28 protein-coding genes, 1 tRNA gene and 2 pseudogenes are annotated in these 25,419 nt (G+C 70.6%); 17 read left to right on the top strand and 14 right to left on the bottom strand.

Annotation, left to right across the window (positions count from 1 at the left end; all coding sequences use genetic code 11):
* Both ACFQS1_RS05800 and ACFQS1_RS05795 read right to left on the bottom strand, forming a co-directional pair.
* A pseudogene (locus ACFQS1_RS05800) lies at window positions 1-642 on the bottom strand (pyruvate dehydrogenase (acetyl-transferring), homodimeric type); the annotation flags it as partial.
* 161 nt (window positions 643-803) lie between these two features.
* Window positions 804-1,208, bottom strand: a complete 405-nt coding sequence (locus ACFQS1_RS05795; RefSeq protein ID WP_378965015.1) for a YjbQ family protein — start codon at window positions 1,206-1,208, stop codon at window positions 804-806.
* 83 nt (window positions 1,209-1,291) lie between these two features.
* Here ACFQS1_RS05795 and ACFQS1_RS05790 point away from each other — a divergent pair, with 83 nt between their 5' ends.
* From ACFQS1_RS05790 to ACFQS1_RS05765, 6 genes are all read left to right on the top strand, one after another.
* Window positions 1,292-3,541, top strand: a complete 2,250-nt coding sequence (locus ACFQS1_RS05790; protein WP_378965046.1) for a thiamine pyrophosphate-dependent enzyme — start codon at window positions 1,292-1,294, stop codon at window positions 3,539-3,541.
* Between the two features lie 97 nt (window positions 3,542-3,638).
* A complete protein-coding gene (locus ACFQS1_RS05785; RefSeq protein WP_020516653.1) occupies window positions 3,639-4,070 on the top strand; it encodes a DUF3052 domain-containing protein in 432 nt (143 codons plus the stop codon).
* 61 nt (window positions 4,071-4,131) lie between these two features.
* Window positions 4,132-4,596: a peroxiredoxin gene (locus ACFQS1_RS05780; RefSeq protein ID WP_378965013.1), complete on the top strand. Its 465-nt coding sequence runs from the start codon at window positions 4,132-4,134 to the stop codon at window positions 4,594-4,596.
* 34 nt (window positions 4,597-4,630) lie between these two features.
* Window positions 4,631-4,702: transfer RNA gene (locus tag ACFQS1_RS05775), tRNA-Val, on the top strand.
* 354 nt (window positions 4,703-5,056) lie between these two features.
* The gene (locus ACFQS1_RS05770) at window positions 5,057-5,563 is read left to right on the top strand and encodes a DUF402 domain-containing protein (RefSeq protein ID WP_378965012.1); all 507 of its coding nucleotides are present in this window, start codon (window positions 5,057-5,059) and stop codon (window positions 5,561-5,563) included.
* 23 nt (window positions 5,564-5,586) lie between these two features.
* Window positions 5,587-6,201: a pyridoxamine 5'-phosphate oxidase family protein gene (locus ACFQS1_RS05765; RefSeq protein WP_378965011.1), complete on the top strand. Its 615-nt coding sequence runs from the start codon at window positions 5,587-5,589 to the stop codon at window positions 6,199-6,201.
* A gap of 48 nt (window positions 6,202-6,249) precedes the next feature.
* Here ACFQS1_RS05765 and ACFQS1_RS05760 read toward each other — a convergent pair whose 3' ends face one another.
* Entirely contained in the window at window positions 6,250-7,122 is an 873-nt protein-coding gene (locus tag ACFQS1_RS05760; protein WP_378965010.1) for a hypothetical protein, read from the bottom strand.
* A gap of 236 nt (window positions 7,123-7,358) precedes the next feature.
* On the opposite strand from ACFQS1_RS05760, the gene ACFQS1_RS05755 reads away from it, so the two are divergent.
* A complete protein-coding gene (locus ACFQS1_RS05755) occupies window positions 7,359-8,210 on the top strand; it encodes a hypothetical protein (RefSeq protein ID WP_378965009.1) in 852 nt (283 codons plus the stop codon).
* A gap of 359 nt (window positions 8,211-8,569) precedes the next feature.
* Here ACFQS1_RS05755 and ACFQS1_RS05750 read toward each other — a convergent pair whose 3' ends face one another.
* The gene (locus tag ACFQS1_RS05750) at window positions 8,570-9,259 is read right to left on the bottom strand and encodes a bifunctional DNA primase/polymerase (protein WP_378965007.1); all 690 of its coding nucleotides are present in this window, start codon (window positions 9,257-9,259) and stop codon (window positions 8,570-8,572) included.
* A 241-nt stretch (window positions 9,260-9,500) separates the two neighbouring features.
* Between ACFQS1_RS05750 and ACFQS1_RS05745 the strand changes: the two genes are divergently transcribed.
* The 5 genes from ACFQS1_RS05745 to ACFQS1_RS05725 are packed head-to-tail and all read left to right on the top strand — an operon-like array spanning window position 9,501 to window position 14,087.
* Window positions 9,501-10,727: a helix-turn-helix domain-containing protein gene (locus ACFQS1_RS05745; RefSeq protein WP_378965006.1), complete on the top strand. Its 1,227-nt coding sequence runs from the start codon at window positions 9,501-9,503 to the stop codon at window positions 10,725-10,727.
* Window positions 10,728-10,785: 58 nt separating this feature from the next.
* A complete protein-coding gene (locus ACFQS1_RS05740) occupies window positions 10,786-11,370 on the top strand; it encodes a flavoprotein (protein ID WP_378965005.1) in 585 nt (194 codons plus the stop codon).
* Window positions 11,371-11,380: 10 nt separating this feature from the next.
* Window positions 11,381-12,244 (top strand): Nif3-like dinuclear metal center hexameric protein, encoded by an 864-nt coding sequence (locus ACFQS1_RS05735; RefSeq protein WP_378965004.1) that lies wholly within the window; start codon window positions 11,381-11,383, stop codon window positions 12,242-12,244.
* On the top strand, window positions 12,241-12,975 hold the full coding sequence (locus ACFQS1_RS05730) for a zinc ribbon domain-containing protein (protein ID WP_378965003.1): 735 nt from the start codon (window positions 12,241-12,243) through the stop codon (window positions 12,973-12,975). The genes ACFQS1_RS05735 and ACFQS1_RS05730 overlap by 4 nt, the downstream gene beginning before the upstream one ends.
* Window positions 12,933-14,087, top strand: a complete 1,155-nt coding sequence (locus ACFQS1_RS05725; RefSeq protein WP_378965002.1) for a bifunctional RNase H/acid phosphatase — start codon at window positions 12,933-12,935, stop codon at window positions 14,085-14,087. The genes ACFQS1_RS05730 and ACFQS1_RS05725 overlap by 43 nt, the downstream gene beginning before the upstream one ends.
* Window positions 14,088-14,101: 14 nt before the next feature.
* On the opposite strand, the pseudogene ACFQS1_RS05720 reads toward ACFQS1_RS05725, so the two are convergent.
* The 3 genes and pseudogenes from ACFQS1_RS05720 to ACFQS1_RS05710 form a co-directional block, all read right to left on the bottom strand.
* Window positions 14,102-14,227 (bottom strand): annotated as a pseudogene (locus ACFQS1_RS05720) (DNA-binding response regulator); the annotation flags it as partial.
* A 46-nt stretch (window positions 14,228-14,273) separates the two neighbouring features.
* Entirely contained in the window at window positions 14,274-15,110 is an 837-nt protein-coding gene (locus tag ACFQS1_RS05715) for a 1-aminocyclopropane-1-carboxylate deaminase/D-cysteine desulfhydrase (protein ID WP_378965000.1), read from the bottom strand.
* Between the two features lie 108 nt (window positions 15,111-15,218).
* The gene (locus ACFQS1_RS05710; protein WP_378964999.1) at window positions 15,219-15,638 is read right to left on the bottom strand and encodes an SHOCT domain-containing protein; all 420 of its coding nucleotides are present in this window, start codon (window positions 15,636-15,638) and stop codon (window positions 15,219-15,221) included.
* A 135-nt stretch (window positions 15,639-15,773) separates the two neighbouring features.
* Between ACFQS1_RS05710 and ACFQS1_RS05705 the strand changes: the two genes are divergently transcribed.
* Entirely contained in the window at window positions 15,774-16,079 is a 306-nt protein-coding gene (locus tag ACFQS1_RS05705; RefSeq protein WP_378964997.1) for a histidine kinase, read from the top strand.
* Here ACFQS1_RS05705 and ACFQS1_RS05700 read toward each other — a convergent pair.
* Window positions 15,973-16,605 carry a TetR/AcrR family transcriptional regulator gene (locus tag ACFQS1_RS05700; RefSeq protein ID WP_378964996.1) on the bottom strand — a complete coding sequence of 211 codons (633 nt, stop codon included), beginning with the start codon at window positions 16,603-16,605 and terminating at the stop codon, window positions 15,973-15,975. The two genes, ACFQS1_RS05705 and ACFQS1_RS05700, sit on opposite strands and share 107 nt — an antisense overlap.
* A 191-nt stretch (window positions 16,606-16,796) precedes the next feature.
* Between ACFQS1_RS05700 and ACFQS1_RS05695 the strand changes: the two genes are divergently transcribed.
* Genes ACFQS1_RS05695 through ACFQS1_RS05685 form a run of 3 tightly spaced genes read left to right on the top strand, consistent with a single transcriptional unit; the run spans window position 16,797 to window position 18,535 of the window.
* Window positions 16,797-17,252, top strand: coding sequence for a MarR family winged helix-turn-helix transcriptional regulator (locus tag ACFQS1_RS05695; protein WP_378964995.1), 456 nt, complete (start codon window positions 16,797-16,799; stop codon window positions 17,250-17,252).
* 30 nt (window positions 17,253-17,282) lie between these two features.
* A complete protein-coding gene (locus ACFQS1_RS05690; RefSeq protein WP_378964994.1) occupies window positions 17,283-17,990 on the top strand; it encodes a hypothetical protein in 708 nt (235 codons plus the stop codon).
* Window positions 17,987-18,535, top strand: coding sequence for a GNAT family N-acetyltransferase (locus ACFQS1_RS05685; protein ID WP_378964991.1), 549 nt, complete (start codon window positions 17,987-17,989; stop codon window positions 18,533-18,535). The genes ACFQS1_RS05690 and ACFQS1_RS05685 overlap by 4 nt, the downstream gene beginning before the upstream one ends.
* Window positions 18,536-18,553: 18 nt before the next feature.
* Here the strand turns inward: ACFQS1_RS05685 and ACFQS1_RS05680 are convergent, their stop codons facing one another.
* Window positions 18,554-19,441: a GNAT family N-acetyltransferase gene (locus ACFQS1_RS05680; RefSeq protein ID WP_378964990.1), complete on the bottom strand. Its 888-nt coding sequence runs from the start codon at window positions 19,439-19,441 to the stop codon at window positions 18,554-18,556.
* Between the two features lie 68 nt (window positions 19,442-19,509).
* Complete coding sequence (locus tag ACFQS1_RS05675) at window positions 19,510-19,986, bottom strand: VOC family protein (RefSeq protein ID WP_378964989.1); 477 nt, start codon at window positions 19,984-19,986, stop codon at window positions 19,510-19,512.
* Between the two features lie 190 nt (window positions 19,987-20,176).
* On the opposite strand from ACFQS1_RS05675, the gene ACFQS1_RS05670 reads away from it, so the two are divergent.
* Window positions 20,177-20,314, top strand: a complete 138-nt coding sequence (locus tag ACFQS1_RS05670) for a hypothetical protein (RefSeq protein ID WP_378964988.1) — start codon at window positions 20,177-20,179, stop codon at window positions 20,312-20,314.
* Window positions 20,315-20,529: 215 nt separating this feature from the next.
* Here ACFQS1_RS05670 and ACFQS1_RS05665 read toward each other — a convergent pair whose 3' ends face one another.
* From ACFQS1_RS05665 to ACFQS1_RS05650, 4 genes are all read right to left on the bottom strand, one after another.
* Window positions 20,530-20,919, bottom strand: a complete 390-nt coding sequence (locus tag ACFQS1_RS05665; RefSeq protein ID WP_378964986.1) for a ClpX C4-type zinc finger protein — start codon at window positions 20,917-20,919, stop codon at window positions 20,530-20,532.
* An 832-nt stretch (window positions 20,920-21,751) separates the two neighbouring features.
* Complete coding sequence (gene mctP, locus ACFQS1_RS05660; protein ID WP_378964985.1) at window positions 21,752-23,398, bottom strand: monocarboxylate uptake permease MctP; 1,647 nt, start codon at window positions 23,396-23,398, stop codon at window positions 21,752-21,754.
* A gap of 4 nt (window positions 23,399-23,402) precedes the next feature.
* Window positions 23,403-23,690, bottom strand: a complete 288-nt coding sequence (locus ACFQS1_RS05655) for a DUF3311 domain-containing protein (protein WP_378965045.1) — start codon at window positions 23,688-23,690, stop codon at window positions 23,403-23,405.
* Between the two features lie 144 nt (window positions 23,691-23,834).
* Window positions 23,835-25,118, bottom strand: coding sequence for a glycoside hydrolase family 18 protein (locus ACFQS1_RS05650; protein ID WP_378964984.1), 1,284 nt, complete (start codon window positions 25,116-25,118; stop codon window positions 23,835-23,837).
* Between the last annotated feature and the right edge of the window lie 301 nt (window positions 25,119-25,419).

Raw genomic sequence — 25,419 nt, 5'->3', positions numbered from 1 at the left:
GTTCAACGGGCCCAGACCCATACTGACCGTCGGGAACTCCCAGAAATTCGGCATCAACCGCGGATGCGGATACGACGGCAACCCGCCACCCGGATGCGACAACTCCTGCCGGAACCCGTCCAGGTCACGCTCGCCGAGCCGGCCCTCCAGAAACGCCCGCGCATACATCCCCGGCGACGCGTGCCCCTGGAAGAAAATATGATCCCCGCCGCCCGGATGATCCTTACCGCGGAAGAAGTGGTTCATGCCGACCTCGTAGAGGCTGGCGCTCGACGCGTACGTCGAGATGTGCCCGCCGACGCCGATCTCCGGCCGCTGCGCGCGGTGCACGAGCATGGCCGCGTTCCACCGGATGTACGCCCGGATGCGGCGCTCGACGAACTCGTCGCCGGGGAACCAGGGCTCCTGCTCCGGCGGGATCGTGTTGATGTAGTCGGTGGAGGTCAGTGGCGGCACGCCGACCTGTCGCTCCCGGGCCCGCTCGAGCAGGCGCAACATGATGTAACGGGCTCTCTTCGCGCCGCGTTCGTCGATGACTCCGTCGAGCGACTCGACCCACTCGTTGGTTTCCTCGGGGTCGATGTCGGGAAGCTGGCTCGGCAGTCCATCGCTGATCACCGGGCGCTTGCGCTCCGTGGCCACAGGCAATCCTCTTGGTCGGGTGTCGGAACCGGGCGGCCCATTGTGTGAGTCGCTCGGACTGAACTCCATCCTGCCCCCTCGCGGTGGGCATCGTCACGCCTACCCGGGGTGTCCGCGATCCGGGACACATATACTGACCAGTAACTTCGTTCCGGTCGATGTCATCCGGGCAGGAAGCTGAACCGGACCTGACGCGTCGGGTTGTCGCTGTTGGTGTCGACCAGGCACAGGGACTGCCAGGTCCCGAGCGCGATCCGGCCGCCGATCACGGGGAGTGTCGCGTACGGCGGGATCCAGGCCGGCAGCACGTGGTCGCGGCCGTGCCCGCGCGACCCGTGCCGGTGCCGCCAGCGGTCCTCGGCCGGCAGCAGCTCGTCGATCGCGGCCAGCAGGTCGTCGTCCGACCCGGCCCCGGTCTCGATGATCGCCAGCCCGGCGGTCGCGTGCGGGACGAACACGTGCAGCAACCCGTCCGTCTCGGACCGCACGAACGCCTCGGCGTCGGCGGTGATGTCCCGGACGACCGGCGACCCGCCGGTCCGCACTGTGATCACTTCGGTACGCATCAAGCGAGCCTAAGAGGATTGTCCAGGACGGTGTGGACCGAACCGTGGAACACGGGCGGTGGCAGCAGTGGCTCCGGTCCGCAATGCTGGGTCGCGTGACCACCCCGCAGAACCTCGACGAGCGTTTCCGCGACGCGGTCTCCGCGCTGCCCGATCCCGGCGCGCGCCGCGACCCGGCCGACGCCGTCCGCGCCGGTGCCCTGCTCACCGGCGCCCGTGCCCTCGAGCTCTTCGACGCCCAGCTGGCCAGCCGCCACCTCGACCTGGCCGCTCGCTGGCTGCGCAGCTTCAACGAGGGCTTCTACACCATCGGGTCCTCCGGCCACGAGGGCAACGCGGGCGTCGCGGCCGCGCTGCTGCCCACCGACCCGGCCCTGCTGCACTACCGTTCGGCCGCCTTCTTCGCCGCCCGCGCCAAGAGCATCGCCGACGCCGCGCGCGACGTGCTGCGTGGCGTCGTCGCCTCGGCGCACGAGCCGATCGCCGGCGGCCGGCACAAGGTGTTCGGCAGCGCCGACCTGAACATCATCCCGACCACCTCGACCGTCGCGTCGCACCTGCCGCGCGCCGTCGGGCTGGCCTGGTCGCTGGCTCGTCCGCGCGGCTCGCAGCGGCGCTGGCCGGCCGACTCGATCGTGGTCGCCTCCTTCGGAGACGCCTCGGCCAACCACGCGACGGCCACGGCGGCGCTGAACGCCGCCGGCTGGTTCGAGCATTCCGGCGTACGGCTGCCGTTGTTGTTGATCTGCGAGGACAACGGCATCGGGGTCAGCGTGCCGTCGCCCGACGGCTGGCTCGCCGCCATGCTGGCGACCCGTCCCGGCGTCCGCTACACCTCGGCCGACGGCTGCGACCTCGCCGCCACCTACGACGCCGCGGTCGAGGCGGCCGGCTTCGTCCGTCGCGAGCGGCGCCCCGCGGTGCTGCACCTGTCCACGGTCCGGCTCATGGGGCACGCCGGCGCCGACGCCGAGGTGGCGTACCGCTCCACCGAGGAGATCAACCGCGACCTCGAGCGCGACCCGCTGATCGCCACCGCCCGCCTGCTCGTGGCCGGCGGCCTGCGCACGCCCGACGAGGTCGTCACCCGGTACGATGAGGTCGGCTGGCAGGTCCGCAAGGTCGCCGAGGAGGTGCTCGGCGAGCCCAAGCTGGCCGGCGTCGCCGAGATCGTCGCACCGCTCGCCCCGCGCCGGCCGCTCCGGGTCGCCCACGAGATCACCGAGGTCGCCACCCGCGCGGCCGGGCCGGGCGCGCGCGAGCGCCTGCAGATGTTCGACGGCAAGCTGCCCGAGCAGTCCGGGCCGCTCACCCTGGCCCAGACCATCAACGCGACGCTCACCGACGCCCTGCTGGTCAACCCCGGGATGCTGCTGTTCGGCGAGGACGTGGCCGGCAAGGGCGGCGTGTACGGCGTCACCAAGCGGCTGCGGGACCGCTTCGGCGCCGAGCGGATCTTCGACACCCTGCTCGACGAGACCACCATCCTGGGGCTCGCGCTGGGCGCCGGCGTCGACGGGCTGCTTCCGGTGCCCGAGATCCAGTACCTGGCGTATCTGCACAACGCCGAGGACCAGCTGCGCGGCGAGGCGGCCACGATGTCGTTCTTCTCGCAGGGCGCGTACAAGAACCCGATGGTCGTCCGGATCGCCGGGCTGGCCTACCAGCAGGCCTTCGGCGGCCACTTCCACAACGACAACTCGGTCGCCGTGCTCCGGGACGTACCCGGTCTGGTCCTCGCCGTGCCGGCCCGGCCCGCCGACGCCGCGCCGATGCTGCGCTCCTGCCTCGCCTCCGCCGCGGCCGACGGCAGCGTCTGCGTCTTTCTCGAGCCGATCGCGCTCTATCACACCCGCGACCTCTACGAGCCGGGTGACAACGAGTGGCTGGCGCCCTACTCGCCGCCGAACCAGTGGTCCGGCGAGCACGTGCCGATCGGGCGGGCGCGCACCTATCCGGTCGGCAACGCCGCCGATCTGACGATCGTCACGTTCGGCAACGGCCTGCGGATGTCGCTGCGGGTGGCGGCCAGGCTGGCCGAGGAGGGGTACGGCTCGCGCGTGGTCGACCTGCGCTGGCTCAGCCCGCTGCCGGCCGCCGATCTGGTGCGCGAGGCCTCCGCCACCGGCCGCGTGCTGATCGTCGACGAGACGCGCCGCTCGGGCGGGGTCGGGGAGGGGATTCTCGCGGCCCTGGTGGACGGCGGTTTCGTCGGCGCGGCCCGGCGGACGGCGTCGGCCGACTCGCTGATTCCGCTCGGTCCGGCCGCACAACAGGTGCTGGTGGGAGAGGATGCCATCACACAGGGTGCCCATGCCCTGCTGGCACGGTAAATTGCCACACACCCGGTGCGCCACTTGCGCAAGGGGCCGCGAGTGTGTGGACTACCCCCAGGTTCACGGCAATTCAACGGCTAGGAGGACTTAGACAGTGAGCGCGACCGCTGGTCAGGCCGACGGCGTACGCAGCCTGGCGGACCGGTTCGGCTTCGAGCCGAACATGGTGGTCATGGAGATGGGCTACGACGACGATGTCGACGAAGACCTCCGTGACGCCCTGACCGAACGCGTCGGAGAGCTGGTGGACGAGGACACCGACGAGGTCGTCGACGCGGTGCTGTTGTGGTACCGCGACGGTGACGGTGACCTGTTCGAGCTGCTCACCGATGCCCTGGGCCCCCTCGCCGACAACGGCGTGGTGTGGCTTCTGACCCCCAAGGCCGGCCGCGACGGACACGTCGAGCCCAGCGAGATCAGCGAGTCCGCCCCCACGGCGGGTCTGCAGCAGACCTCGACGGTCAACGCCGGCAAGGACTGGACGGGCGCCCGTCTCGTCTCCCCCCGGGGTGCCAAGAAGAAGTAGCCCGCTGTCGCCTCCGTGCCGGCCGGCGTCCGCGGGCGCCGGCCCGGTTAGGGTGTGCCTCATGCCGCTCGAGCCGGGAACCTCCGCTCCCGATTTCGCCCTCAAAGATCAAAACAATCAATGGGTACGCCTGCGCGACTTCCACGATCGCAAGGCGGTCTTGCTGGTCTTCTACCCGTTGACGTTCACCGGCACCTGCCAGGGCGAGCTGACCGAGATCCGCGACAACATCGGCCGCTATGCCAATGAGACGGTGCAGGTCCTGGCGGTCAGCGTGGACTCGGTCTACAGCCACAAGATCTGGTCCCTCCAGGAGGGCTTCGAGTTCCCCCTGCTGGCCGACTTCTGGCCGCACGGCGAGGTGGCCCAGCGCTACGAGGTCTTCAACGCCGACGCGGGCGTAGCCAACCGAGGCACTTTCCTGATCGACCGCGGCGGCGTGATCCTCTTCGCCGAGGAAGTGGATCCCGGATCGCCGCGCGACCAGCGGGCCTGGCGGTCGGCGATCGCCGCGCTGAAGGACTGATCCCCGCAAGGTACGATGACGACTCCGGAGATCCGGGCGCGTAGCTCAGTGGGAGAGCACTCGCCTTACAAGCGAGGGGTCGCAGGTTCGAAACCTGCCGCGCCCACAAGTCCCAGGCTCCCCCTGTCCGCGGAAAGCGCGGACCGGGGGGCCTTGTCATATCTGCTCCGGGGGCCAAGCCCCCGGAAACCCCGCGGGGCAGTGGTCGCGCTGAGTGGGCTGGTCGCGCTGGGGCGGGGCTGGTCGCGCTGAGTGGGCTGGTCGCGCTGAGTGGGCTGGTCGCGCTGGGGCGGGGCTGGTCGCGCTGCGCGGGCTCGCCTCGCTACGCGGGCTGGTCGTGCTGCGCAGGGTGGTCTCGCTGGGTGGGCTGGCTCGCTGGACTGCGGATTTGTCTGAGTTTTTCGTCATAGCGGGGGCGGGCGGGGCTGATTGCTTATCGTGATCGCGGTAGCCTCGGACCGTGACGGCGGTCGATCTCGTGCTTCGGAAGTTCGGCGGGCGGCCGCATCGGCAAGTTGCCGGGCGGCTGCTCGGCGAGGATGCCTATGGCACCTGGATCGCCACGCCGCGCGGCAGCGTGGTCAGCTACCACTACGGTGATCGGCCCACCGGGATCACCCGGGCCGATGCCGTGCGGCTCATCCCGGCCCAGGGCTGGTGGATGGCGATGTGCCTGGCCGAGCCCGACGCGCGCGACATGTACTGCGACGTCACCACGCCCGCCGAGTGGACCGGGCCGGCCGAGCTGACCGTGGTGGACCTCGACATCGACCTGGTGCGCTACCGGGCCGACGGGCGGGTCGAGGTGGAGGACGAGGACGAGTTCGAGGAGCACCGGCTGTCGCTCGGATACCCGGACGCGATCGTCGAAGGCGCCCTGCGCGGGGCCGCCGAACTGCGCGCGGCCCTGACCGCCGCCGACGAGCCGTTCGGCGAGCACTACCGCAAATGGCTCGCCCTCGTGTGACACCCCTCCCTAGTGTTGCGGCCATGCACGAGGTGACCACGCACGACGAGATCCGCGAGATTCTGGGCACCCCGCTCCCGCGGGTGGCCGGCAAGGTGCGGCCGAGGCTGCACCCGTTCGACCGGCAGTGGCTGGCCGCATCGCCGTTCTGCCTGGTGGCGACCGCCGGCGCCGACGGTGCGTGCGATGTTTCCCCCAAGGGCGATCCGCCCGGCTTCACCCACGTGCTCGACGACACGACGATCGCCATCCCGGAGCGCACCGGCAACCGCCGGGCCGACGGCTTCCACAACATCATCGACAACCCGCACGTGGGGCTGATCTACCTCCTTCCCGGGCGTGGCGACACGCTGCGGATCAACGGGCGCGCCCGCCTGGTGCGCGATGCTGCGTTCTTCGACGCCATGACGGTGCGCGGGCACCGGCCGGTGCTGGCGCTGGTCGTGGAGATCGACGAGATCTTCCACCACTGCTCGAAGGCGTTCCTGCGGTCGGACCTGTGGCGGCCCGAGACGTGGCAGTCGGGCGCCGCGCCCTCGCGCCCGGAGATCGCCAAGGCCCTCGAGCAACCCGAGGCCGACCTGACCGAGCTCGAGCGCTATTACGGGCCCGATTACGCCAAGGCGCTTTACCGCTGAGGCACCGGCCGGCGGTCGCCACGGACCGCCGGCCGGCGTGCGGGGTGATCAGGAGGACGGTGCCGGTGCGGCCGCGGGGGACGGGCCACCGGGCGCGGGACGCGGATCGATCGGGGGCTGGGTGTCGGGCGAGGGCTGGGTCTCGAGCGAAGGCTGCGGCTGAGCCGGGGACTGGGGCTGAGCGGTGGGCTGGGGCTGAGCGGCGGACTGGGGCTGAGCGGCGGACTGGGACTGAGCGGCGGACTGCGACTGAATGGGGGACTGGGGCTGAGCGGCGGACTGGGACTGAGCGGCGGACTGCGGCTGAGCGGGGGACTGCCGCTGAGCCGGGGACTGTGGCTGAGCGGGGGACTGCGGTTGGGCCGAGGGCTGCGGCTGAGCGGGAGACTGCGGCTGGGCTGACGGCTGGGACGTGGCCGGGGGCTCAGCGTCGGCCGGGGGCTGCGGGGCCGGCGCCGTGCCCCACGGGTCGCCCTGGCGCAGCTCGCCGAGGTGATCGAGGCGGGAGCGGACGCCGCCGGCGCTGCGGCCGAACTCGTCGATCAGGTCGCGGAGGCGGGCGCCCTCGCGATAGCGGGACAGGAGACGGGCGTCGTCCTCGGCGGTCCAGCGGGCGCCCTGGTTGGGGTGGCGGCCCCGGCGCTCGGGCGGAGGGTCGGACCGGGTGGACAGCGGCGGGCTGGTCATCGCGATCAGGCCGGCCAGCGTGGAGGTCAGGACGTCGGTGATGCCGACCAGGTCGGCGGGGGACAGGCCGCCGCTGATCTCGCTCACCACCTGGCCGTCGCCGTCGCTGCTCACGATGCACAGATCGATGCGGTGATCGTCGGCCGGGAAGGCCGTGACCTGGTAATCCGTGTCGCCGATCATGAGGCGGCGGTCGAGGGTGATGGGCGATCTCTGGAGTGTGGTGTCGTTCATGGGGTGACTTTAGGGGTGGGCTCTGACAGTTTTTGGGGGGTCGCGCTCGGCAACCCTCTCGCACCCCCCGGAACCCTCTCGCACCCCCGGAACCTTCAACCCGGCCACCCCCGGTACCGATCGTGTTGGTGCCGGCGGGATGCCCCGGCGGTGGGCGGGCCGCGGTCGGATTCCCCTCGGCGATCGGGCCCGCCCGGGAAACGGGGCCACCGCACGATCGGTGGAGGGGAGGACCGGTGACGGCGGAACTGCACGTCGGCGCGGATGCCGAGAAGACCGTGGTCTCGGCGTACCCGCTGCGGACCCGCACCGGGCGCGCCCGCCGCCGGCGGACCGGCAGCCTGATCGAGTCTCAGCCGGTTCCGCCGAGCGGGCGCAGCCGCGAGGTCCGGGTGACCTTCCTGGCCCGGGTGAGCCTGCCGCTGCTGTTCGCCGGCGCCCTGCTGTTCGTCGCGGGTGTGCCGGGCTGGCTGCTCGCGGGCGTGATCGCCGGCGCCGTGGCGGCCCTCGGCCGGTTCGATCGGCGCCGGGCCCAGCGTGCCGTTTTCGCCCTTCCTGGGGAGGCCCGGGTGCTGCGTACCCGGGCGGAGCGCGCCGCGTTCGCCCACGCCGTCGCCGCGGCCCGCCGCGTCCGGCACACCTGGCCGGGGCTGCCCGGCATGATCGATCCCGGATCGGCCGACCGCTCGCTCACCCAGGCCCTCGACGACCTGGCCGCCGTGCTGGTCCGGCGGCAGGAGATCCGCCGGCTTCGCGCGGGGCTCGACGGCGTACGTCACGAGGACGTCCCCGACGGAAGCCGCGCCGTTCTCGCGCTCGCCGAGCAGCGTGACCGGGCCGAGCGGCTGTGGCTCGAGACGGGCGAGCAGGCCAACCGGATCCTGCGCGCGATCGACGATGCGGCCCTGGCCGGCGAGTCGTTCCTGCAGGAGCAGCGGATCGGCGCCACCGCGCGGCAGGCCGAGCTGGCCCTGGCCCGGCTGGGCGCGGGCACCGGCCCGGCCGACGCCGGCCCCGAGCTGGCCGACCGCACCGCGGCCGTGGTCAGCGCCTACCGCGAGCTGAACGACCGCGTCGCGTCCGTGTGAGCGCCAACCGCGCGCTGGACGACCGCGTCGCGCCAGTGCGAGCGCCGACCGGCTGAGCGCCGACCGGCTGAGCGCCGACCGGCCGAGCCCCGGCCGATCAGTAGCGCCTCGGGGTTCCGGGCGGCCGCGACCCGGCGGGACGTGATCCGCGTGGGCGGGTGCCCGCCCCACGGTCACGCGAATTCATTCCATTGTGTGACTCGACCGTCACCAGGAATGCAACTACCTTGTCTGACGACATGCGTGCCCCCGCCCATGCCCCGTTACCGTCCGCCAGCAAGGTCAACGATCCGGCGGTCGGTGGGACGCTCTCGGCCTCCTTCCGGGGTTTCTTCTGGGGTTTTCCGCCGCGGGTAAGGTCAGGTGCCTCGCCGGGCGGTGGACAGCTGGCGGGGCACGACCGGGCGCGGGGCGGGTGTGGCGCCGAGGGCGTCGGCCATCAGCGTCTGCACCAGGGCCGGGGCGGGCAGCCGCCACTGTGTCCGCTCGGGCGGGACGGCCCAGCGCACCGGGCCCTCGAGCATGCGGCTGGGCGGGGCCGGGATCCACGATCCGCAGCCGTGCCGCACCACGTCCAGCCGATGATCCAATTCGGAGCGGAGCGGCTCACCGGGGCGTACCAGGAACATCCAGCGCCCGGCCGCGGTCACCGCGACCGGGCCGAGGGCGTCCGCCCGGCCGGCGCCGGGCAGGCTGCGGTGCAGCCGCGCGGCGCCGAGCACGCGCAGGCCGAGCGCCGCCGGCACCTCCAGCGCGTCGAGCCGGCCGCCGGTCGCCAGCAGCACGCTGTACGGCCGGCGCCGCCACCAGTCCGACACCAGGCCGGGGTCGGTCGACGCGGTGTCCTCCCAGGACTCCAGCGCCGGGTGACACATCATGATCGGGCAACCGGGCCGGCCGCAGGCGAACCGGTGGCCGGCCAGGCACGCGCCCGGAGTGACGGCCCAGCCGTGCGCCGCGTACCGCAGGGCGTGCCGCCGTAGCCGCAGCCGGTCGAGCCGGTCGGCGAGCGGCGGTGGCACGAACGGCCGATTGGCGGTCCACTGCATGGCTCGATAACCCCCGATCTGGGCGGTTCGGCAGCCATATCAGCCGCCGACGCCGTATCCAAGCGCGACACACGTCGTTGGGTTCGGCAGATCCACCCTTTGCAAGTTGCAACGAAAACTACGAGCATCGGTGAGCAAGCGATCACACACGATGTGCGACGTGCGCAGACGTGGTGCGATCACACTGCAACCGACACAAGGGCTCGCCGGCGGGGGTCGCCGGCGGGTCGGGGGAGGCATCGTGGACGAGCTGCCGATCGGCCGCCGCGTCGCCTACTGGCGCGGCCGACGCAAGATGTCCCAGCAGGTCTTCGCGGACCGGCTGGGAAAATCCAAGAGCTGGGTCGACAAGGTGGAGCGGGGGGTCCGCCGCCTCGACAAGTTCTCCGTCGTCTACGAGATCGCCGACGTCCTTCAGGTCGACGTCCAGCTGCTGCTGGGCAAGGACGTGGAACGCCGGCCCGAAACGCAGAACTGCATCGACCAGGTAGAGGTCGAGGAGATCCGCGCGGCCCTGGAGCGCTACGACCAGATGAGCGCGTTCTTCCAGGCCGTGCCGCACTCGCCGCCGCTGACCGAGATGCGCAAGGCGGTCAGCCACGCCTGGCTGACCTATCAGCACGCCAAGTACGGCGTGCTGGCGCGAACCCTGCCCAAGCTGCTGCGCGACGCGCAGGCCGCGGACAGCGCGCACGCCAGCACCCCCGAGGCCAAGGACGCGGCTCACCTGCTGGGGCAGGTGTACCAGATCGCCTCCTCGGCGCTGCGCAAGGTCGGCGAGCACGAGCTGTCCTGGCTCGCCGCCGACCGCTCGATCGCGGTCTCGCAGCGGGCCGGTGACCAGCTGCTGGCGGGCCTGGCGAGCTATCGCGTCGGCAGCGCGCTGCTCGCACTCGGCCGGGTGCGGCCCGCCCTCGAGGTCAACGTCAACATCGCGAACCGGCTCGCGCCGAGCCGCGAGCCCGCCCAGGGCGACCGGCTTTCGGTGTACGGGATGCTGCTGCTCAACGGCGCGATGGCGGCGGCACGCATCGGCGACAGCGCGACCGTGCGCGACCTGCTCTGCGGCGCCGAGCAGGCATCGTTCGAGCTGGGCGGCGACTACAACCACTACTGGACCAGTTTCGGCCCGACCAACGTGCAGCTGCACCGCTGTGCCACGGCGGTCGAGCTCGGCGACGGCCGCACCGCGGTGGAGGCCCACGAGAAGATCGACCAGGTGGGCTTCCATGCGCTGCTGCCCGAGCGGCGGGCGCACCACTTCCTGGACATCGCCCGCGGATACACGCAGATCGGCAACATCGAGAAGGCGAGCGAGATGCTGCTGGAGGGTGACCGGCTCGCGCCGTCCGAGATCCGTTGCCGCCCGCTCGCCCACGAAGTCCTTTCCGACGTGCTCCGCCGCACGCGTGGCACGCCGCCGGCTCCGATCGCGGAGCTGGCCGAGCAGATGGGAGTCGGCGTATGAGTGCGGATGATCGCCGAGCGGCGCAACGTCGGTCAGCACAGGGGTGGGTCTGCCTGTGATGACCGGTAACCCCTCACCCGGCGTCCTGTACATCCTGGTCTGCGGCTCGCCGATCGCCAGGGACGTCGGGATCCTGGTCGGCCTCGCCCAGCAGGACGGCTGGGAAGTCTGCGTGATCACCACGCCGGACGGCCGGAAGTTCGTCGACGTGGCCGCGTTGCAACAGCAGACCGGGCATCCGGTGCGCACCGACTACAAGAGTCCCGGCGACCCGGACGTGCTGCCCGAGGCGGACGCGATGATCGTCGCGCCGGCCACGGTCAACACGGTCAACAAATGGGCCGCCGGGATCACCGACACGCTCGTCCTCGGCCTGCTCGTCGAGGGCTACGGGTACGGCGTGCCGACGGCCGTCGTCCCGTACACGAACAAGGTCATGGCCCTGCACCCGAGCCTGCACGAGAGCCTGGCGAAGCTGCGGGACTGGGGAGTCCACGTGCTCTACGGCGAGGACGTGTGCCGGCTCGGTGGCCCGGGGCAGACCGATCGCTTCCGGGGACAGTTCCCGTGGCGGCGCGCACTGCAGGCGGTCAGCAATCCGGTGACGATGAGCAGCCGAGTCGAGCCGGACACGGTCGCGTAGGCAGATAGAGTTGTCGGCCGTGACCGACAACGCCGCACCACCCACCGTCCTCGACGTGGTGAACGCGCTCGACCGGCGTTACCCCCGGGACTGGGCGGAGTCATGGGACCGGGTGGGACTGGTGCTCGGCGACCTCGCGCACCCGGTGTCCCGGGTGCTCTGCGTCGTCGACTGCGTTCCCGAGACCGTCGACCAGGCGCTCGCGGCCGGCGTCGACCTGATCGTGTCCCACCATCCGCTGCTGCTCAAGCCGGTGTCGTCGATCGCCCCCGACACATACAAGGGCCGGATCATCCACCGGCTCATCCGCGGCGATGTCGCGCTGTACGCGGCGCACACCAACGCCGATGTCGCGAACCCGGGCGTCTCCGACGCGCTCGCCCGCCGGCTGGAGCTGGTCGACCTGCGTCCGCTGGTCCCGGCGACCGGCGCGGCCGCGGGGGAGGGGCGCGGCATCGGCCGGATCGGGGAGCTGCCCGAGCCGATGGATCTCGCCGAGCTCACCGGGTTCGTCGCGGTGCGGCTGCCGGGCACCGCGGCCGGGATCCGGGCCGCGGGCGACCCCGGCCGGACGATCCGCACGCTCGCGGTCTGCGGCGGCGCGGGCGACTCCTTCCTCGCCGATGTCAAGAGCGCCGGCGTCGACGCGTACCTTTGCTCTGATCTTCGTCATCACCCCGCCAGTGAGCATCTCGCCGAGGGCGGCCCCGCACTGCTCGATGTCGCCCATTGGGCGACCGAGCGTCCCTGGCTCGACGAGGTGGCCGAATGGCTGCGCGGCGAGTTCGGCGCCGAGGTCGTGGTGTCCGATGTGGATACCGACCCCTGGACGGTCCATGCTTTCAGTTCCTCGGAGAAGGAGACCCAGCCGTGAAGGCCTCCCCGGAAGCCCAGCGTCGCCTGCTCGACCTGCAGGCGATCGACACCGCCCTGGCCCAGCTCGCGCACAAGCGCAAATCGCTGCCCGAGCTCGCCGAGATCGAGACCGTCTCGCGGGAGATCAGCGCGCTGGAGGACGAGCGGGTCCGCGCCCAGGTGGCCGTCGACGACCTCGACCGCGACATCAGCCGCTTCGAGAAGGACATCGAGCAGGTGCGCTTGCGCAAGGACCGCGACCAGCAGCGGCTCGACGCGGGCGGGGCGCTGCGCGAGATCGAGGGGTTGCAGCACGAGCTGGCCACGCTCAACCGCCGGCAGTCCGAGCTGGAGGACTCCGAGCTCGAGCTGATGGAGCAGCGGGAGACGGCCGAGGCGGCGCTCAACGAGGTGCGCTCGCGCCTCGACGCCGCGACCCAGCGCCGGGCCGCCGCCGAGCAGCGGCGCGACGAGGCCCTGGCCGAGATCGCCAAGGAGGAGGAGTTCAAGTCCTCCAGCCGCGGGCCGCTCGCCGCCGACCTGCCAGCCGACCTGGTCGCGCTCTACGACAAGATCCGGCTGGAGTCGGGGCTGGGCGCGGCGCTGTTCCGGTCGGGGCGGTGCGGCGGGTGCCGGATCGAGCTGTACGGCGCGGACCTGGCGCGGGTGAAGGCGGCCGAGGCCGACGACGTGGTGCGGTGCGAGGAATGCCGGCGGATCATGGTGCGAACCGCGGAGTCGGGGCTGTGAGAGTCGCGGTCGAGGCCGACGGCGGGTCGCGGGGGAATCCGGGGCCGGCGGGGTACGGGGCGGTGGTGCGCACCCATCCGACCGGGGAGGTTCTCCTCGAGAGGTACGGGGCGCTGGGCGTCACGACCAACAACGTCGCCGAGTACACGGGGCTGATCGAGGGGCTCTCGGCCGCGCTGGAGCTGAAGGCCACCGAGGTCGACGTCCGGATGGACTCGAAGCTGGTCATCGAGCAGATGTCCGGGCGGTGGCAGATCAAGAACCCGGGGCTGCGGCCGCTCGCCGCCTCGGCCGCCGAGCTGGTCAGCAAGTTCGAGCGGGTGTCCTTCGAGTGGATCCCGCGGGAGCGGAACAAGGCGGCGGACGCGCTGGCGAACCGGGCGATGGACGAGGCCGCGGGCAAGGTCCCGAAGGCCGCGCCCGAGGTGTCGATCGCGGACGATATTTCCGACAAGTCGTCCACGGCGTCGTGGGCGCCGCCGGCCTCGCTCGACGAGGCCACCCGGATCATCCTGGTCCGCCACGGCGAGACGGCGCTGACCAAGCAGGGGCGCTACTCGGGTCGCGGGGACGTGCGGCTCTCCGACGAGGGGCAGGCGCAGGCGATGGCGGCCGGCGGGCGGGTCGCGGGCATCTCCCGGGACGTCACGGCGGTGGTGTCGTCGCCGCTGGGCCGCTGCGTACGGACGGCCGAGCTGATCGCCGCCGAGGTGGGCGGGCTGCCGGTGACGGTGGTCGACGACCTGATCGAGTGCGACTTCGGCGAGTGGGAGGGGCTGACCTTCGCCGAGGTGCAGGCCCGCTGGCCGGCCGAGATGACGGCGTGGCTCGGGTCGACCTCGGTGGCGCCGCCGGGCGGGGAGTCGTTCCAGGCGGTGGCCAAGCGGACGCGCGCCGCCATGGCGACGGTGCTCAAGGCGTACGCGGGAGGGGTTGTCGTGGTGGTTTCGCACGTCTCCCCGATCAAGTTGATCCTCAGGGACGCGCTGGCGGCCTCGGACGCTTTTCTACATCGGCTGTTCCTCGACGCGGCCGGCGTCTCCACGATGGACGTCTGGCCGGACGGGAACATCGCGGTGCGCTCGGTGAACGAGACCTCCCACCTGCGCTGATCGAGTCAGCCGTCGCCGATGTCGGAGACGCGGTCCTTGAGCAGGTAGCCGATGCCGCCGTTGCCGTCGGCCAGCAGTTCGCGGGCGTAGAGGCGCTCGACGTACTGGGACAGGACCAGGACCGGGAGGCCGGGGATCTCGGAGCAGGGTCAGGTCCTCGGCCACGACGATCCTCGTCGGGCCAGGCTAGGCGATCACGGTGACGATCGTGGTGCCGGGCCGGAAGCGGGACAGGCCGGCGAAAATGCCGTACATCATCTTGGCCTCGTAGACCCAACTCAGGGTGATGCCGTGGCGGCGGCGGAAGTCCGCGACGAAGGCGTCCAGGGCCTCGGTGCGCTTGGCGTAGCCGCCGAAATGGTGGCCGGTGTCGATTTCCCAGTTGTCAGTGGGCCGTTGCTGGAGGCGTCGCACGTCGTCCCGGAGGAAGTCGCCCTTCAGCGCGGCGTAGCCGATCGCCCGCTGGGTGGGCGCGAGGCCGGCAGCGGCGCCGGCCAGCGTCGCGCCGGTGCCCACCGAGCAGCAGAGGACGTCGAACGGCACGTCGATCTCGTCGACCAGCTCGGCGCACCCGCGAACGCCCGGGCGGTTGGCCCCGCCCTCGGGGATGCAGTACGGATCACCGAAAGCCTCGGCCAGCTTCGTCACGAAGGCCGGGTCGGATCGGCGGCGGTAGTCGGCGCGGGAGACGTACTCGAGGCGCATGCCGTGCCGCACCGCGGCCGCCAGCACCGGATTGCGCGGGTCGCGGTGCTCACCTCGTACGATGCCGACGGTCTTGAATGGGAAATGGTGACCGGCCGCGGCGGTGGCGAGAAGGTGGTTGGAGTAGGCGCCGCCGAAGGTGAGAAGCGTGGTGTGGCCGGCCGCCCGCGCCGCCTCGAGGTTGTATTTCAGCTTGCGCCACTTGTTGCCCGGAAAGTCGGGATGGATCAGGTCGTCCCGCTTGAGGAACATGCGAAGGCCGGCGGCGGCCAGGCGGTCGTCGCCGAGGGCGTGCAGCGGCGAGGGCAGGCGGAACACTCGAGTAGTCTGCCCGAACCGGGACCTGCGCGGGCCCGGCGACATGGCGCGGTGGCCGTCGCCCGAGCCCGCGATCCGCGACGCGATCGCCGCGGCGTTGTCCGTCGGTCAGGCGGCGGTCGGCGCCGCGGATTGCCCCAGCGCGTTCGCCTTGAGCCGGTCGAACTCGGCCGCCGTGATGGCACCGGAATCGAGCAGCGACTTGGCCGAGGCGATCTCCTCGGTGGCGCTGCGCTTGCCGTCGGCGGGTGACGCCACCGACCGGATGTACGCCTCCTGCCGCTTCTGCGCCTCGGTCGCGTCCCGCAGAGCACGGTCGCTCATGCCGCCGCCGCGGACGATGAGGTACACCAGCATGCCGAGCAGCGGCAAAATGATCAGGAACAGGCTCCACAGGGTCTTGCCCACCCCGCTGACGGTCTTGTCCCGGAACAGGTCCCCGAAGATCCAGAACAGGCACATGAACCAGGCGAAGAAGAGAAAGAACTCGAACAGCGCCAGCAGGAAAGATCCGTTGTCATCGAACACGTGACCACCCTCCTTTCGTCCCAGTGGACCTCTTGTCGCCCGCCGAGTCCTCATCCGCAACGGATAGGGGTAGTGGCACCACCACCAGACGGGTTCCAGGCTCCTCGTCCCGCAAAGCCGCCTCGACCAGGCTCGATGGTGTCGCTCGCGCTCACCCTGGGCCTCGCCGGCGACCTGCTGCGGCGCGACCCGGATCGGGTCGCGGTGCTGCTCGAGGAGGCGCGGTCGATCGCCCGCTCGGCCCTCGACGACCTGCGCGCGGTCATGCACAGCATCCACCCGCCGGTGCTGGCCGACCGGGGCCTCGGCGACGCGGTGCGCGCGCTGGTCCTGGTCACGATCGCTGTTCCGCTAGCTGGGCGCGCAGATGAGCCGCCACGGCCGCGGCCATATCGAGCCCGGGATCGCCCAGCAGCCACTGGATCTGCAGGCCATCCATGAGCGCGACCAGGTCGCGGGCCGCGCGCGCCGGATCGATCCCGGGGCGCAGGTCGCCGGCCGCGCGGGCCTCGGCGTACGCCTCCTCGATTTCGCGCACTATCCGCGAATATCGATCGACGAAGTAGCCGTGCGCCGGGTGATCGGCGGCCGTGGCCTCGGCCGAGAGCACGGTGAACAGCTCGACGATGCCGCGGCGGGTCATGTTGAGCGCGACCACGTCGACCAGGCGCAGCAGCGCCGCGGCGCCGGACGCGTGCCCGGCCGTGACGCGCTCCTGGTCGACCTCGTCGCGGTGGGCGAGCACCGCCAGCAGCAGCGATTCCTTGGTGGGGAAGTGGTGCAGTAGGCCCGGGTGGGAGATGCCGCATCGGGCCGCGATCTCGCGCAGGGACGTGCCGCGGTAGCCGGCCTCGCCGAACAGCGCGGTCGCCTGGTCGAGGATGTCGCGCCGCTTGGCGCGGCCCTTCGCGTAGCCCACCGATAAATACTTACCGGCTGGTCGGGATTCGTCCAGCGTCTGGCCCATGGCCGTCACACACCTCCAGCCTGCTCCGGCGCTGCGCCGGGCACGCGTCGCCACCTTGATGATCTTCGCGGGTTCGCGGGGCGGATCGGGGGATCGGCGCACGTCGTTTACGCTGATTGTCGTGCTCGTCACGGGGATGGGGTCGGCCGGCCGCCGTATGGCGTCCGGCCAGGTCGCTGTAAGATGCAGCTATGAGCGATGACGACGTGCTCGGCAGCATCGAGACGCAGATGGCCATCCTGATGCGGCTCGGCGAGGCCACGCGCCGGTCCACCGGTGGCCCGCCGCACCGGGCGCTCGACCGCGCGGCGTACGTGATCCTCCGCCAGCTGGAGAAGGACGGCCCGCTCAACGTCTCGGTGCTGGCCGCCGCGCTCAACCTCGACGGCTCGACCGTCACCCGCCAGGTCACCGCCCTGCAGAAGGACGGGCTGATCGAGCGCCGCCCCGACCCCACCGACGGCCGCGGCACGGTCATCGCGGCCACCCCGCTGGGCCTCACCCAGGTCGACGCGGTGCGGCAGGCGCGCAAGGTCGTCTACGGCGCGGTGCTCAAGAACTACACCGACGACGAGAAAAAGGAACTGGCCGACGTGCTCGAGCGCTTCTCCGAGGCGCTGGCCGAGCACATGCGCAACCGGGTGTAGCGCCGTCCGCATCGGGGAAAGTCGATCGGCATGAAGCGTCCGGCCGCCGTCATCGGGATCGCGCTGGCCGCCGTGCTGGCGCTCGGCCTCGCGGCGGTCATCATCGGGTCCCTGTCCCGCTCGTCCTCCGGCCCCGACTCCGGCCCCATTTCCGGTCCCCTGCGCGGCCTGCGGAGCGCCTCCTTCGAGGTTCTCGACGGCGCCGCCTCGGTGCGGGTGCGGGCCGCCTCGCTCGGCGACGACCTCTACCGGGTCCGAGTTTCCTCGTCCTCCGACGCCGGCTCGGAGCCGGGCGTCGATCGGGACGGCGGGGAGGTGCGGCTGCGGGTCGGTGGCGGCGACGCGGTCGTGGACGTGCTGCTGAACTCGTCGGTGACGTGGACGCTGCGGATGACCGGCGGTGCGCGGGACATGCGCATCGACATGTCCGGCGCGGCCACCGACCAGATTTCGCTGGCGGGCGGTGCGAGCTTGATCGACGTGGCACTGGCGCGCCCGTCGCGGGTGGTTGCGGTGGCGATGACCGGCGGCGTCGACCAATTTCGCGTACGCCTGCCGGCCGGCACCCCGGTCCGCGTGACAGCGTCCGCCGGCGCCGGGACAGTGACCCTCTTCGGGCAGACCCATCAGGGCGTGCCCGGCGGGCAATCGTTCACCGCCAATGGCTGGAGCGATGCCGCGCCCGGCGTAGACGTGCAGGCGCGGGCCGGCGCGGGCGTCGTTATCGTCGGACCATGAACCCATTTACCGGTGAGCGGATCCGGCTGCGTGAGCTGCGCGAGGAAGACCTGACCGAGCTGGTGGCGTGGTGGCAGGACCCGGACGTGATGGTGACGCAGACCGCCGGGCCGTACCACCCGCGCCCGGCCGAGCCGATCGCCGAGCAGTTCCGCACGTGGAATCGCAACGCGGGCACCGACGCCGGCTTCACGGTGGTGAACCTGGCGGAGGGCACGGTGCTCGGTCACGTCGCGCTCTTCGGGGCGGATGCCCACAACCGTACGGCGACCTTCGCCATCATCATCGGGCCGCCGCACCAGGGCCGGGGTTACGGCGCCGAGGCGACCCGGCTGATGGTGCGGTACGGCTTCACCGAGCTGGGGCTCCACCGGATCCAGCTGGTGGTGACGGGATTCAACGAGCGCGCGATCCACACGTACGCGAAAGCCGGTTTTGTCGAAGAGGGACGCGACCGCGAAGCGGTCTTCCGCGCGGGCAAGTGGCACGACCAAGTGCGCATGGGGATTCTCGACCGGGAATGGTGGGCGGCCAACGAGGCCTGATCTCGTTCCGCTGTTGATTCAACCGACGAAAGTGCGGGCGGTGCGGGTCAGCACGGTGAAGCCGACCGCGGCGAGAAAGGCCGAATAGTCCTGCTCGTCGGCGTCGGCGTAGTCGAGAAGCCGGGTCGCTCCGCCGAGATCCAGCCAGGTGGCGGCCTGGCCGACGAGCCAGCGGCCGATGCCCCGGCGCCGGTGGGCCGGCTCGACCCAGAGGTTGCCGACGTCGGCCCAGGTGCCGAGGCGCGACATCCGCGGTCCGGCGTCGAGGTTGGTGTCCACCTCGATGTAGCCGACATCCTCCGCCCCTCGGACCGCGGTGATCCGGGTGCCGTTGATCCCGACGGTGCGGCGGGTGGCCAGCGGCATCTCCGGCCGGTCGAGCCGGTCGACGCGAGCGATGTGGACGATTTCGGTGCGGCCCTCGTGGCGGAAGCCGATCCGCTCGTAGAGGGCCCGGATGTGCGGCCACTGCTCCGGCACGCCGTAGACCCCCGGGGCCGGCAGCTGGCCGTCGGCGTACCGGCGGGCCACACCCCACCGCTGGAACTGGGCGTGGCAGGCGACCGCGAGGGTCTCGCCGGCCGCCTCGGCGTCCGGCCAGTAGGGAGCGTCCGGCCAGCAGACCAGCCAGCGGATCTCCCCGGCGTCGCGGTAGTTCTCGGCGGTGTCGGCGTCGTCCCTGTACCGCAGCAGATGGGCGGCGGCCACGACGCGGCCGCGCTGCTCCGCCACCAGGGTGACCCGGTCGCGCACCCAGCGGTCGACGATGAACTCGCCGGGCTCGCGTTCGAGCTGGCTCATCAGGGCCTGAACGGAAACCGAGGCGCCGGGGACGACGGCGGCGATGTGCGCGTTGACCAGAGAGGTGACCTGTTCGCGGTCACTCCGCACGAACGGACGGATCATGAGCGGACCTTCCAGGCGGGCATGCCGATGGACGAGCCGCTACCGCGCGGTACCGGCCCAGCCTAAGGTCACCGCCCGCGGCCGGTCCAGTGTGCGACGAGATCGCCGCCGGCCGCCCGGTTGGCGCGGAGGTGGTCCAGCCAGGCCGGGCCCAGCTGGGTCAGCTCCACGAGGTTGCCGTCCGGGTCGCAGACCGCGGTGATCCGCGACTGGGTGCCGAACGCGACCGGCGGGTAGCAGAGCTCGACGCCACGGCCGGACAGCCACGCGACGAACGCATCCAGGTCGAAGACCATGAGGGCCAGCTTGACCGCGCCGGTGGCGGCGGGCTCGCCCGGGTAGTCGGCGGTGGGGTGGATGGCGAAGTGGACGTCGCCAAGCTCGCACGCCCAATGCGGCTCGGAGTCGCCATGCTGTTCCTCGGCGAGGGGCAGGCCGAGAACGTCGCGGTAGAAGGCGACCAGGCGAGCGGGGTCGCCGGACACCAGAATGATGCCGGAGAGGAACCGGAGATCCTCGGGGCGCCGAGCGTCGGTCTCGGACATCGACGCAGTGTATGACTTTGGCCGCGCGCGGCGTTCAACGCAGACAGAATCCGGCGTACAGGCCGACTCGTCCGCCATCCTCCAAGTCTTGGTCGTCGCTCTGGCCGAGGTTACTTGGGACTCACGAACGTTCCTCGCTGCGGGACGGTGTAGACCAGTCCTCGTTCGCGCAGCAGGTTGACCGCTCGCCGTGCTGTTCGCCGACTTCTTCGCCAGCTCCGGCCTGATCACCGAGGCCATCGGCAACCAGCCGCACGATGCGAACCGCCCTGTGACGGTCGACGGCGAGCGGCTGGCGGCGGAGAGCGCGAATGGAACTCAAATGTAATGACCTAGGCTGAAATGTAACCAGAGGTCGGTTACATTTGCGCCGGGCCACCGCGACCGGCATTGCGTACCTGCGCGGCTACGACGGTGACTTCCCACTCTCCGATTGGAGACCCAGTTTCCTGGCCGCGCGTCGACGGGGCCGTCCGACAACCTACCTGCAGACCGGCGTCGCCATCGACAGTTAGATCCACCGATGTAGTTGGCCCGCGGGCGCTACTCGTCGCCGGAGAAGCGTTCCCATGCGGATTGCCGCGTAACCCCAAGGGCCGTGCCGATGCGTGCCCAAGTTACCCCGCGTTCCCGCAGGATGGTGACCAGTCGCTGGAGGCCGGCCTCGGCCTGGGCCGCGGCCGCTGCCAAGCGCGGAAGCTGATCGAGGATCTGCTCGTCTGTCAGGCCGTTCTCCCAGGCTGACAGCTGTGCGTCGGAGGCCGCAGGATCGCCCTGCTCGGAACGGAGGACGTCGTTGCACAGCCCGACGCACTCGTTGCAGATGTAGACGCCGGGGCCGGCGATCACCTTCTCGACGGCCGAGCTTGGCTTGGCGCAGAAGGAGCAGGACAACGCGGTTGCCGTCGCGGCGGCGTGCGTTTCGCTTGTCATGATTCCTCCGGCGGTCGCAGTTTGTCAGGGTTGCCCTGACGCCTGTCAGGCTATGCTTGACGGCACCTGCGGGCAAGGCGCTGACAGCGGATCACCTGAGCGGGGTCGCTGGTGTGCCCCAGCCAGCCGTCGATCATGCAATCGAACCAGCTCGGACCGGGGTAGCCGTGCGTCCCGGTGACTGGGAGAAGGAGTCCACATTGTGGACGTCGTAGCTACGGCTGCCCTTATATATCAGGTTAAATCGGGCGGACGCTGATCCTGAGCGACTAGCGGTGATGAAATTCCGTTCGCCACAAGCCGTAGTTCATCAAGATCGACGGTGCGGCGCCGGCAAGCGAGCCAAACGCGGGGCCGCCGCCCGGCAAACGCCGCCCGGCAAGCGCCGGCCACCCACCCGCACGGGTGACGGGCGCACTTGTCGTGACCACGCACGCGCCCTGGCCATGGCGCCCAGCTCAGCACGTCTTCATCACCCCCACGGCGGCAACACTCCGCCCGGGGCGACGTAGCCGTCGAGGACCGAGTGGAAGATGGCCGGCTCGATGTCGTCGAGGCCGGGGCCTTCGCCAGGCTCAGCGCGGTCGAGCCGAGCCCGCCGGACAGATCGGCGTGCCCAGCTCGGAAAGATCCACCCAAGCAATCTAAGGCCGCTTGGCCCGGCGGCGGGGGGACGGCCTTGAGTTGCAGTGGCCGGTCCCGCGCGCCGGGTGCGCCGCGGCTGCGTTTGTCGCGCCCCTCCGCCCGTACGATCAAAAATTGCGCGAGAAAGGCGAGAACGCCGCACCCACGGCGGGGTTGCGGCGTTCTCCGACCCGGAGCGGGCCCTGTCTCAAGTGGACGAAATCGTTTCGACGGTGGTGGTGCTCTTGTCGACGCGGGGGTCGCCCTCGTCGGCGAAGTAGTCGTCCGGGGTGGTCCCGTCCGCGCCCTCGGGGGTCTTCATGGCGCGCAACAGGAATGTCACCAGAACGGCTACCACAAGGTTGACCGCGACCGCCACGAAGCCGACGTAAATCGTCTTCGGGGAGTCGAAGAACCAGAATTTCTCGAGCGGGAAAGCGGAACCGCCGAAGTGTGCCCGCTTGGCGGCGGCGTTCGGGATCTGCCAGAGCATCCACAGTGCGAGGCCCATGCCGGCCACCCAGCCGGCGATCAGCGCGCCGCGATGCATCCAGCGGGTGTAGAGGCCGAGCGCCACCGCGGGCGCGGTTTGCAGGATGATGACGCCGCCGATGAGTTGCAGGTCGATGGAGAACTGCGGGTCGAGGAAGACGATGAAGGCGACCGCGCCGATTTTGACGACCAGCGAGGCGATTTTCGAGACCTGCGCCTCCTGGGCGTGGGTGGCGTCGCGCTTCAAGTACTCCTTGTAGATGTTGCGGGTGAAAAGGTTGGCCGCGGCGATCGACATGATGGCGGCGGGAACGAGCGCGCCGATGCCGATCGCGGCGAAGGCGATGCCGGCGAACCACGACGGGAATTGCTGGTCGAACAGCAGCGGCACCACGGTGTTGCTGTCGACCGTGCCCGCTCTCGAGCCGGGCAGCGGCTTGACGCCGGCCGAGATGGCCATGAAGCCGAGCAGCGCGATCAGGCCGAGCAGGAAACTGTATGCCGGAAGCGCCGACATGTTCCGCTTGATGACGTTGCGATTCCGGCTGGCCAGGACGCCGGTGATGCTGTGCGGGTAGAGGAACAGCGCGAGCGCCGAGCCGAGCGCCAAGGTGACGTACTGGAGCTGGTTGTTGGCATTGAGCAGAATGCCGTCGCCGGGATTGGGGCTGGCCTGGAACTTCTTGTCGGCCGCATCGAAGATGCCGCCCCAGCCGCCCAGCTTGTACGGCAGGTAGAGGATCGCCACCAGGATCACGATGTAGATCAATGTGTCCTTGACGAAGGCGATCAGCGCGGGCGCCCGCAGGCCGGACTGATAGGTGTACGCCGCCAAGATCGCGAAGGCGATGATGATGGGCGCGTGCCGGGCGAGCATGCTGTCGCCGGTGACGCCCATCGTCTTGAGAACGGCTTCGATGCCCACCAATTGCAGGGCGATGTACGGCATCGTGGCGACAATGCCGGTGATCGCGACGAGCAGGGCCAGCGTGGGGGATTCGAAACGGCTGCGGACGAAATCGGCGGGCGTGACGAAGCCGTGCCGATGCGACACCGACCAGAGCCGGATCAGGATCAGGAAGAACATCGGGTAGATGATCACGGTGTAGGGCACCGCGAAGAATCCGGCGGCGCCGGCTCCGAACATCAGTGCCGGCACGGCGACGAAGGTGTACGCGGTGTACAGGTCGCCGCCGACCAGGAACCAGGTGATCCAGCCGCCGAAGCTGCGGCCGCCCAGACCCCATTCGTCGAGATGCGCCATGTCCTTCGGCGCCCGCCACCGCGCCGCCACGAATCCCATGCCGCTGACCAGCAGGAACAGCGCGGTGAAGATGATGATTTCGGTGATGTGGTCGCTCATCGGGTCACCGCCTCGTCATCCGGTAGACAAGGCTGGTGGTCGCCACGCCGACCAGGATGAACAGGAACTGGATCCAGTAGAAGGCGGGAAAACCGCCGATCCGGGGCGCGTCGTGGTTGTAGATGAACGTCAGCAGCGGCACCACGATGGGGATGAGCAGAAGCCAGTTCCACGGGCTTCGATCGGACTTGCGTGCCACCGGGGCTTCCGCCGGGGTTTCCGCCCGGCTTTCCGCCGGGGTTTCCGCCCCGGTTTCCTCCGGCGGCGTTTCGGGAGATTCAGGCTCGGCCATCAGCCGCACCTCCTAGCATTCTGGTGGGCCGGGGATGTGGCCCACGAAAACGCTAACGAGGCGGGGTGAAGCGAGTCGATCACCGTGCGCCGAACGGGCGCGGCGGTGCGCTCAACGGCACCGCCACGCCCGCGCAAAACACCCTTACGAGGTCAGCCCGAGATTGATGGCCTTCGTCAGCGACGCCTTCTCGTCGTCGCCGTCGAGCGACCACATCATCGCCCCGCCCAGGCCCTTCGCCCGGATGTAGAGCGTCTTCTGCAGCATCTGCGCCGGGTCGTCGTAGGTCCAGAAGGTGGTGCCGTCGAAGAGCCAGGAGTTGCCGGCCCGCCAGTCACGGTACAGCCGGAAGCCCGGCAGGTTCTTCACGGTCTTGTAGTCTTCTGTCCCGTTTGCGAAGACGCCGGGCGCCGGACCGGTGGCCGTCGCGAACCGGCCGTTCCCGCCCGAGGTGATCCCGGTCCAGCCCTGGCTGTAGTAGGGCAGGCCGAGGACGAGCTGCCGCTTCGGCGCGCCCGCCCGCACCCACGCGTTGATCGCGCCGTCGGCGGAGAAGTCCGGATTGTCCGGTGCGCCCTTCGGCACGTAGATCGAGGACTGCTGGTTCGACCGCAGCTCCCAGGACCCGTGGTAGTCGTACCCCTGCACGGTCCCGAAGTCGAGGTACTTGAAGATCTTGCCCTCGAACCCGGCCGTGACCTTCGCGGGCGCCGCCGGCAGGAACGCCGTCAGGTCGTAGTGCTTGCGCGTGGACTTGCCGAGCTTGTCAAGCTGCGCCCGGAACTCTGCTGTCAGCAGAGTGAAGTTGTGCTTGTCCTGCGGGCGGATAACGTTGCCGGCGTTCCCTTCCGACCCCGGCCACTCCCAGTCGAGGTCGATCCCGTCGAAGATGCCCGCCGCGACCCCGGCAGAGAGGCCAGGCAGATTGCCCTTGATCCACAAGTCGATACAGGAGCTGACGAGCTTCTTGCGTGACGCGCCGGTGAGCGCCGCGTCCGAGAAATAGGCAGACCCGGTCCAGCCGCCGAGCGAGATCAGCACCCGCAGCTTCGGGTTCTTCGCCTTCAGTTCCGCGAGCTGGTTGAGGTTGCCCGCGATCGGCTGCCCCGCGACGTCGGCCACCCCGTCGACGCTGAGCTCCGCCGAGAACGGGGTCTGCCAGTCCGCCCAGGGATCGGCCGACGCGCACACGCCATCCGCCGTGACCGGCCCGAACGCGTAGTTGAGGTGCGTCAGCCGCGCCGCCGCACCGGAGTTCTGCACCTTGCTGAGCTGGAAGTCGCGGCCGTAGATACCCCACTGCGTGAAGTAGCCGACCTTGACGTAGGACTTGCTCCTGCCATGCGCCTGTGCCGCGACAGGCGAAACCGCCACGATCGACGCAGCCACAGCGGCCACGGCGACGAGACGGCGGGTCAGACCGCGCATGAGCCCTCCAGGGGCGTAAACGGTGAACAAAGTTTCCTAATCGAGGAAGCTAAACGTCCACAAGCGCCGAATCAATGGTCAGCCGGGCCGACTTCGGGCCGGTGGCCGCGCTTGTCGCATTTCTTGCGCATTTTTTCCCGTACGCGGAACGGAGCGCGACAACCGCAGGGGCGCGGCCCCCGCCGCCGCGGACCGGCTCCGTGCGCCATCGAGCCGTCGCCGGCCGCCGGCCGGACGCGTTCGCCCGAATGGCCGGTTTGCGATGGTGAGCCTGTGCCGGCGGTTGGCGCGCCGGTTGTTC

This window comes from Paractinoplanes rhizophilus, assembly GCF_042664765.1.
Classification (GTDB): domain Bacteria; phylum Actinomycetota; class Actinomycetes; order Mycobacteriales; family Micromonosporaceae; genus Actinoplanes; species Actinoplanes rhizophilus.
This window is presented reverse-complemented; position numbering and strand designations above follow the sequence as displayed.

Bases quoted from the DNA above. Each gene is read 5' to 3' on its own strand.
- ACFQS1_RS05655 (WP_378965045.1), bottom strand. From the start codon at position 23,690: ATGGCCGAGCCTGAATCTCCCGAAACGCCGCCGGAGGAAACCGGGGCG.
- ACFQS1_RS05780 (WP_378965013.1), top strand. From the start codon at position 4,132: ATGCCGCTCGAGCCGGGAACCTCCGCTCCCGATTTCGCCCTCAAAGAT.
- ACFQS1_RS05690 (WP_378964994.1), top strand. From the start codon at position 17,283: ATGAAGCGTCCGGCCGCCGTCATCGGGATCGCGCTGGCCGCCGTGCTG.
- ACFQS1_RS05795 (WP_378965015.1), bottom strand. From the start codon at position 1,208: ATGCGTACCGAAGTGATCACAGTGCGGACCGGCGGGTCGCCGGTCGTC.
- ACFQS1_RS05685 (WP_378964991.1), top strand. From the start codon at position 17,987: ATGAACCCATTTACCGGTGAGCGGATCCGGCTGCGTGAGCTGCGCGAG.
- ACFQS1_RS05675 (WP_378964989.1), bottom strand. From the start codon at position 19,986: ATGTCCGAGACCGACGCTCGGCGCCCCGAGGATCTCCGGTTCCTCTCC.
- ACFQS1_RS05740 (WP_378965005.1), top strand. From the start codon at position 10,786: ATGACCGGTAACCCCTCACCCGGCGTCCTGTACATCCTGGTCTGCGGC.
- ACFQS1_RS05760 (WP_378965010.1), bottom strand. From the start codon at position 7,122: ATGAACGACACCACACTCCAGAGATCGCCCATCACCCTCGACCGCCGC.
- ACFQS1_RS05790 (WP_378965046.1), top strand. From the start codon at position 1,292: ATGCTGGGTCGCGTGACCACCCCGCAGAACCTCGACGAGCGTTTCCGC.
- ACFQS1_RS05725 (WP_378965002.1), top strand. From the start codon at position 12,933: ATGCCGGCGGATCATGGTGCGAACCGCGGAGTCGGGGCTGTGAGAGTC.
- ACFQS1_RS05695 (WP_378964995.1), top strand. From the start codon at position 16,797: ATGAGCGATGACGACGTGCTCGGCAGCATCGAGACGCAGATGGCCATC.
- ACFQS1_RS05765 (WP_378965011.1), top strand. From the start codon at position 5,587: ATGCACGAGGTGACCACGCACGACGAGATCCGCGAGATTCTGGGCACC.
- ACFQS1_RS05700 (WP_378964996.1), bottom strand. From the start codon at position 16,605: ATGGGCCAGACGCTGGACGAATCCCGACCAGCCGGTAAGTATTTATCG.
- ACFQS1_RS05665 (WP_378964986.1), bottom strand. From the start codon at position 20,919: ATGACAAGCGAAACGCACGCCGCCGCGACGGCAACCGCGTTGTCCTGC.
- ACFQS1_RS05705 (WP_378964997.1), top strand. From the start codon at position 15,774: ATGGTGTCGCTCGCGCTCACCCTGGGCCTCGCCGGCGACCTGCTGCGG.
- ACFQS1_RS05750 (WP_378965007.1), bottom strand. From the start codon at position 9,259: ATGCAGTGGACCGCCAATCGGCCGTTCGTGCCACCGCCGCTCGCCGAC.
- ACFQS1_RS05650 (WP_378964984.1), bottom strand. From the start codon at position 25,118: ATGCGCGGTCTGACCCGCCGTCTCGTCGCCGTGGCCGCTGTGGCTGCG.
- mctP (WP_378964985.1), bottom strand. From the start codon at position 23,398: ATGAGCGACCACATCACCGAAATCATCATCTTCACCGCGCTGTTCCTG.
- ACFQS1_RS05680 (WP_378964990.1), bottom strand. From the start codon at position 19,441: ATGATCCGTCCGTTCGTGCGGAGTGACCGCGAACAGGTCACCTCTCTG.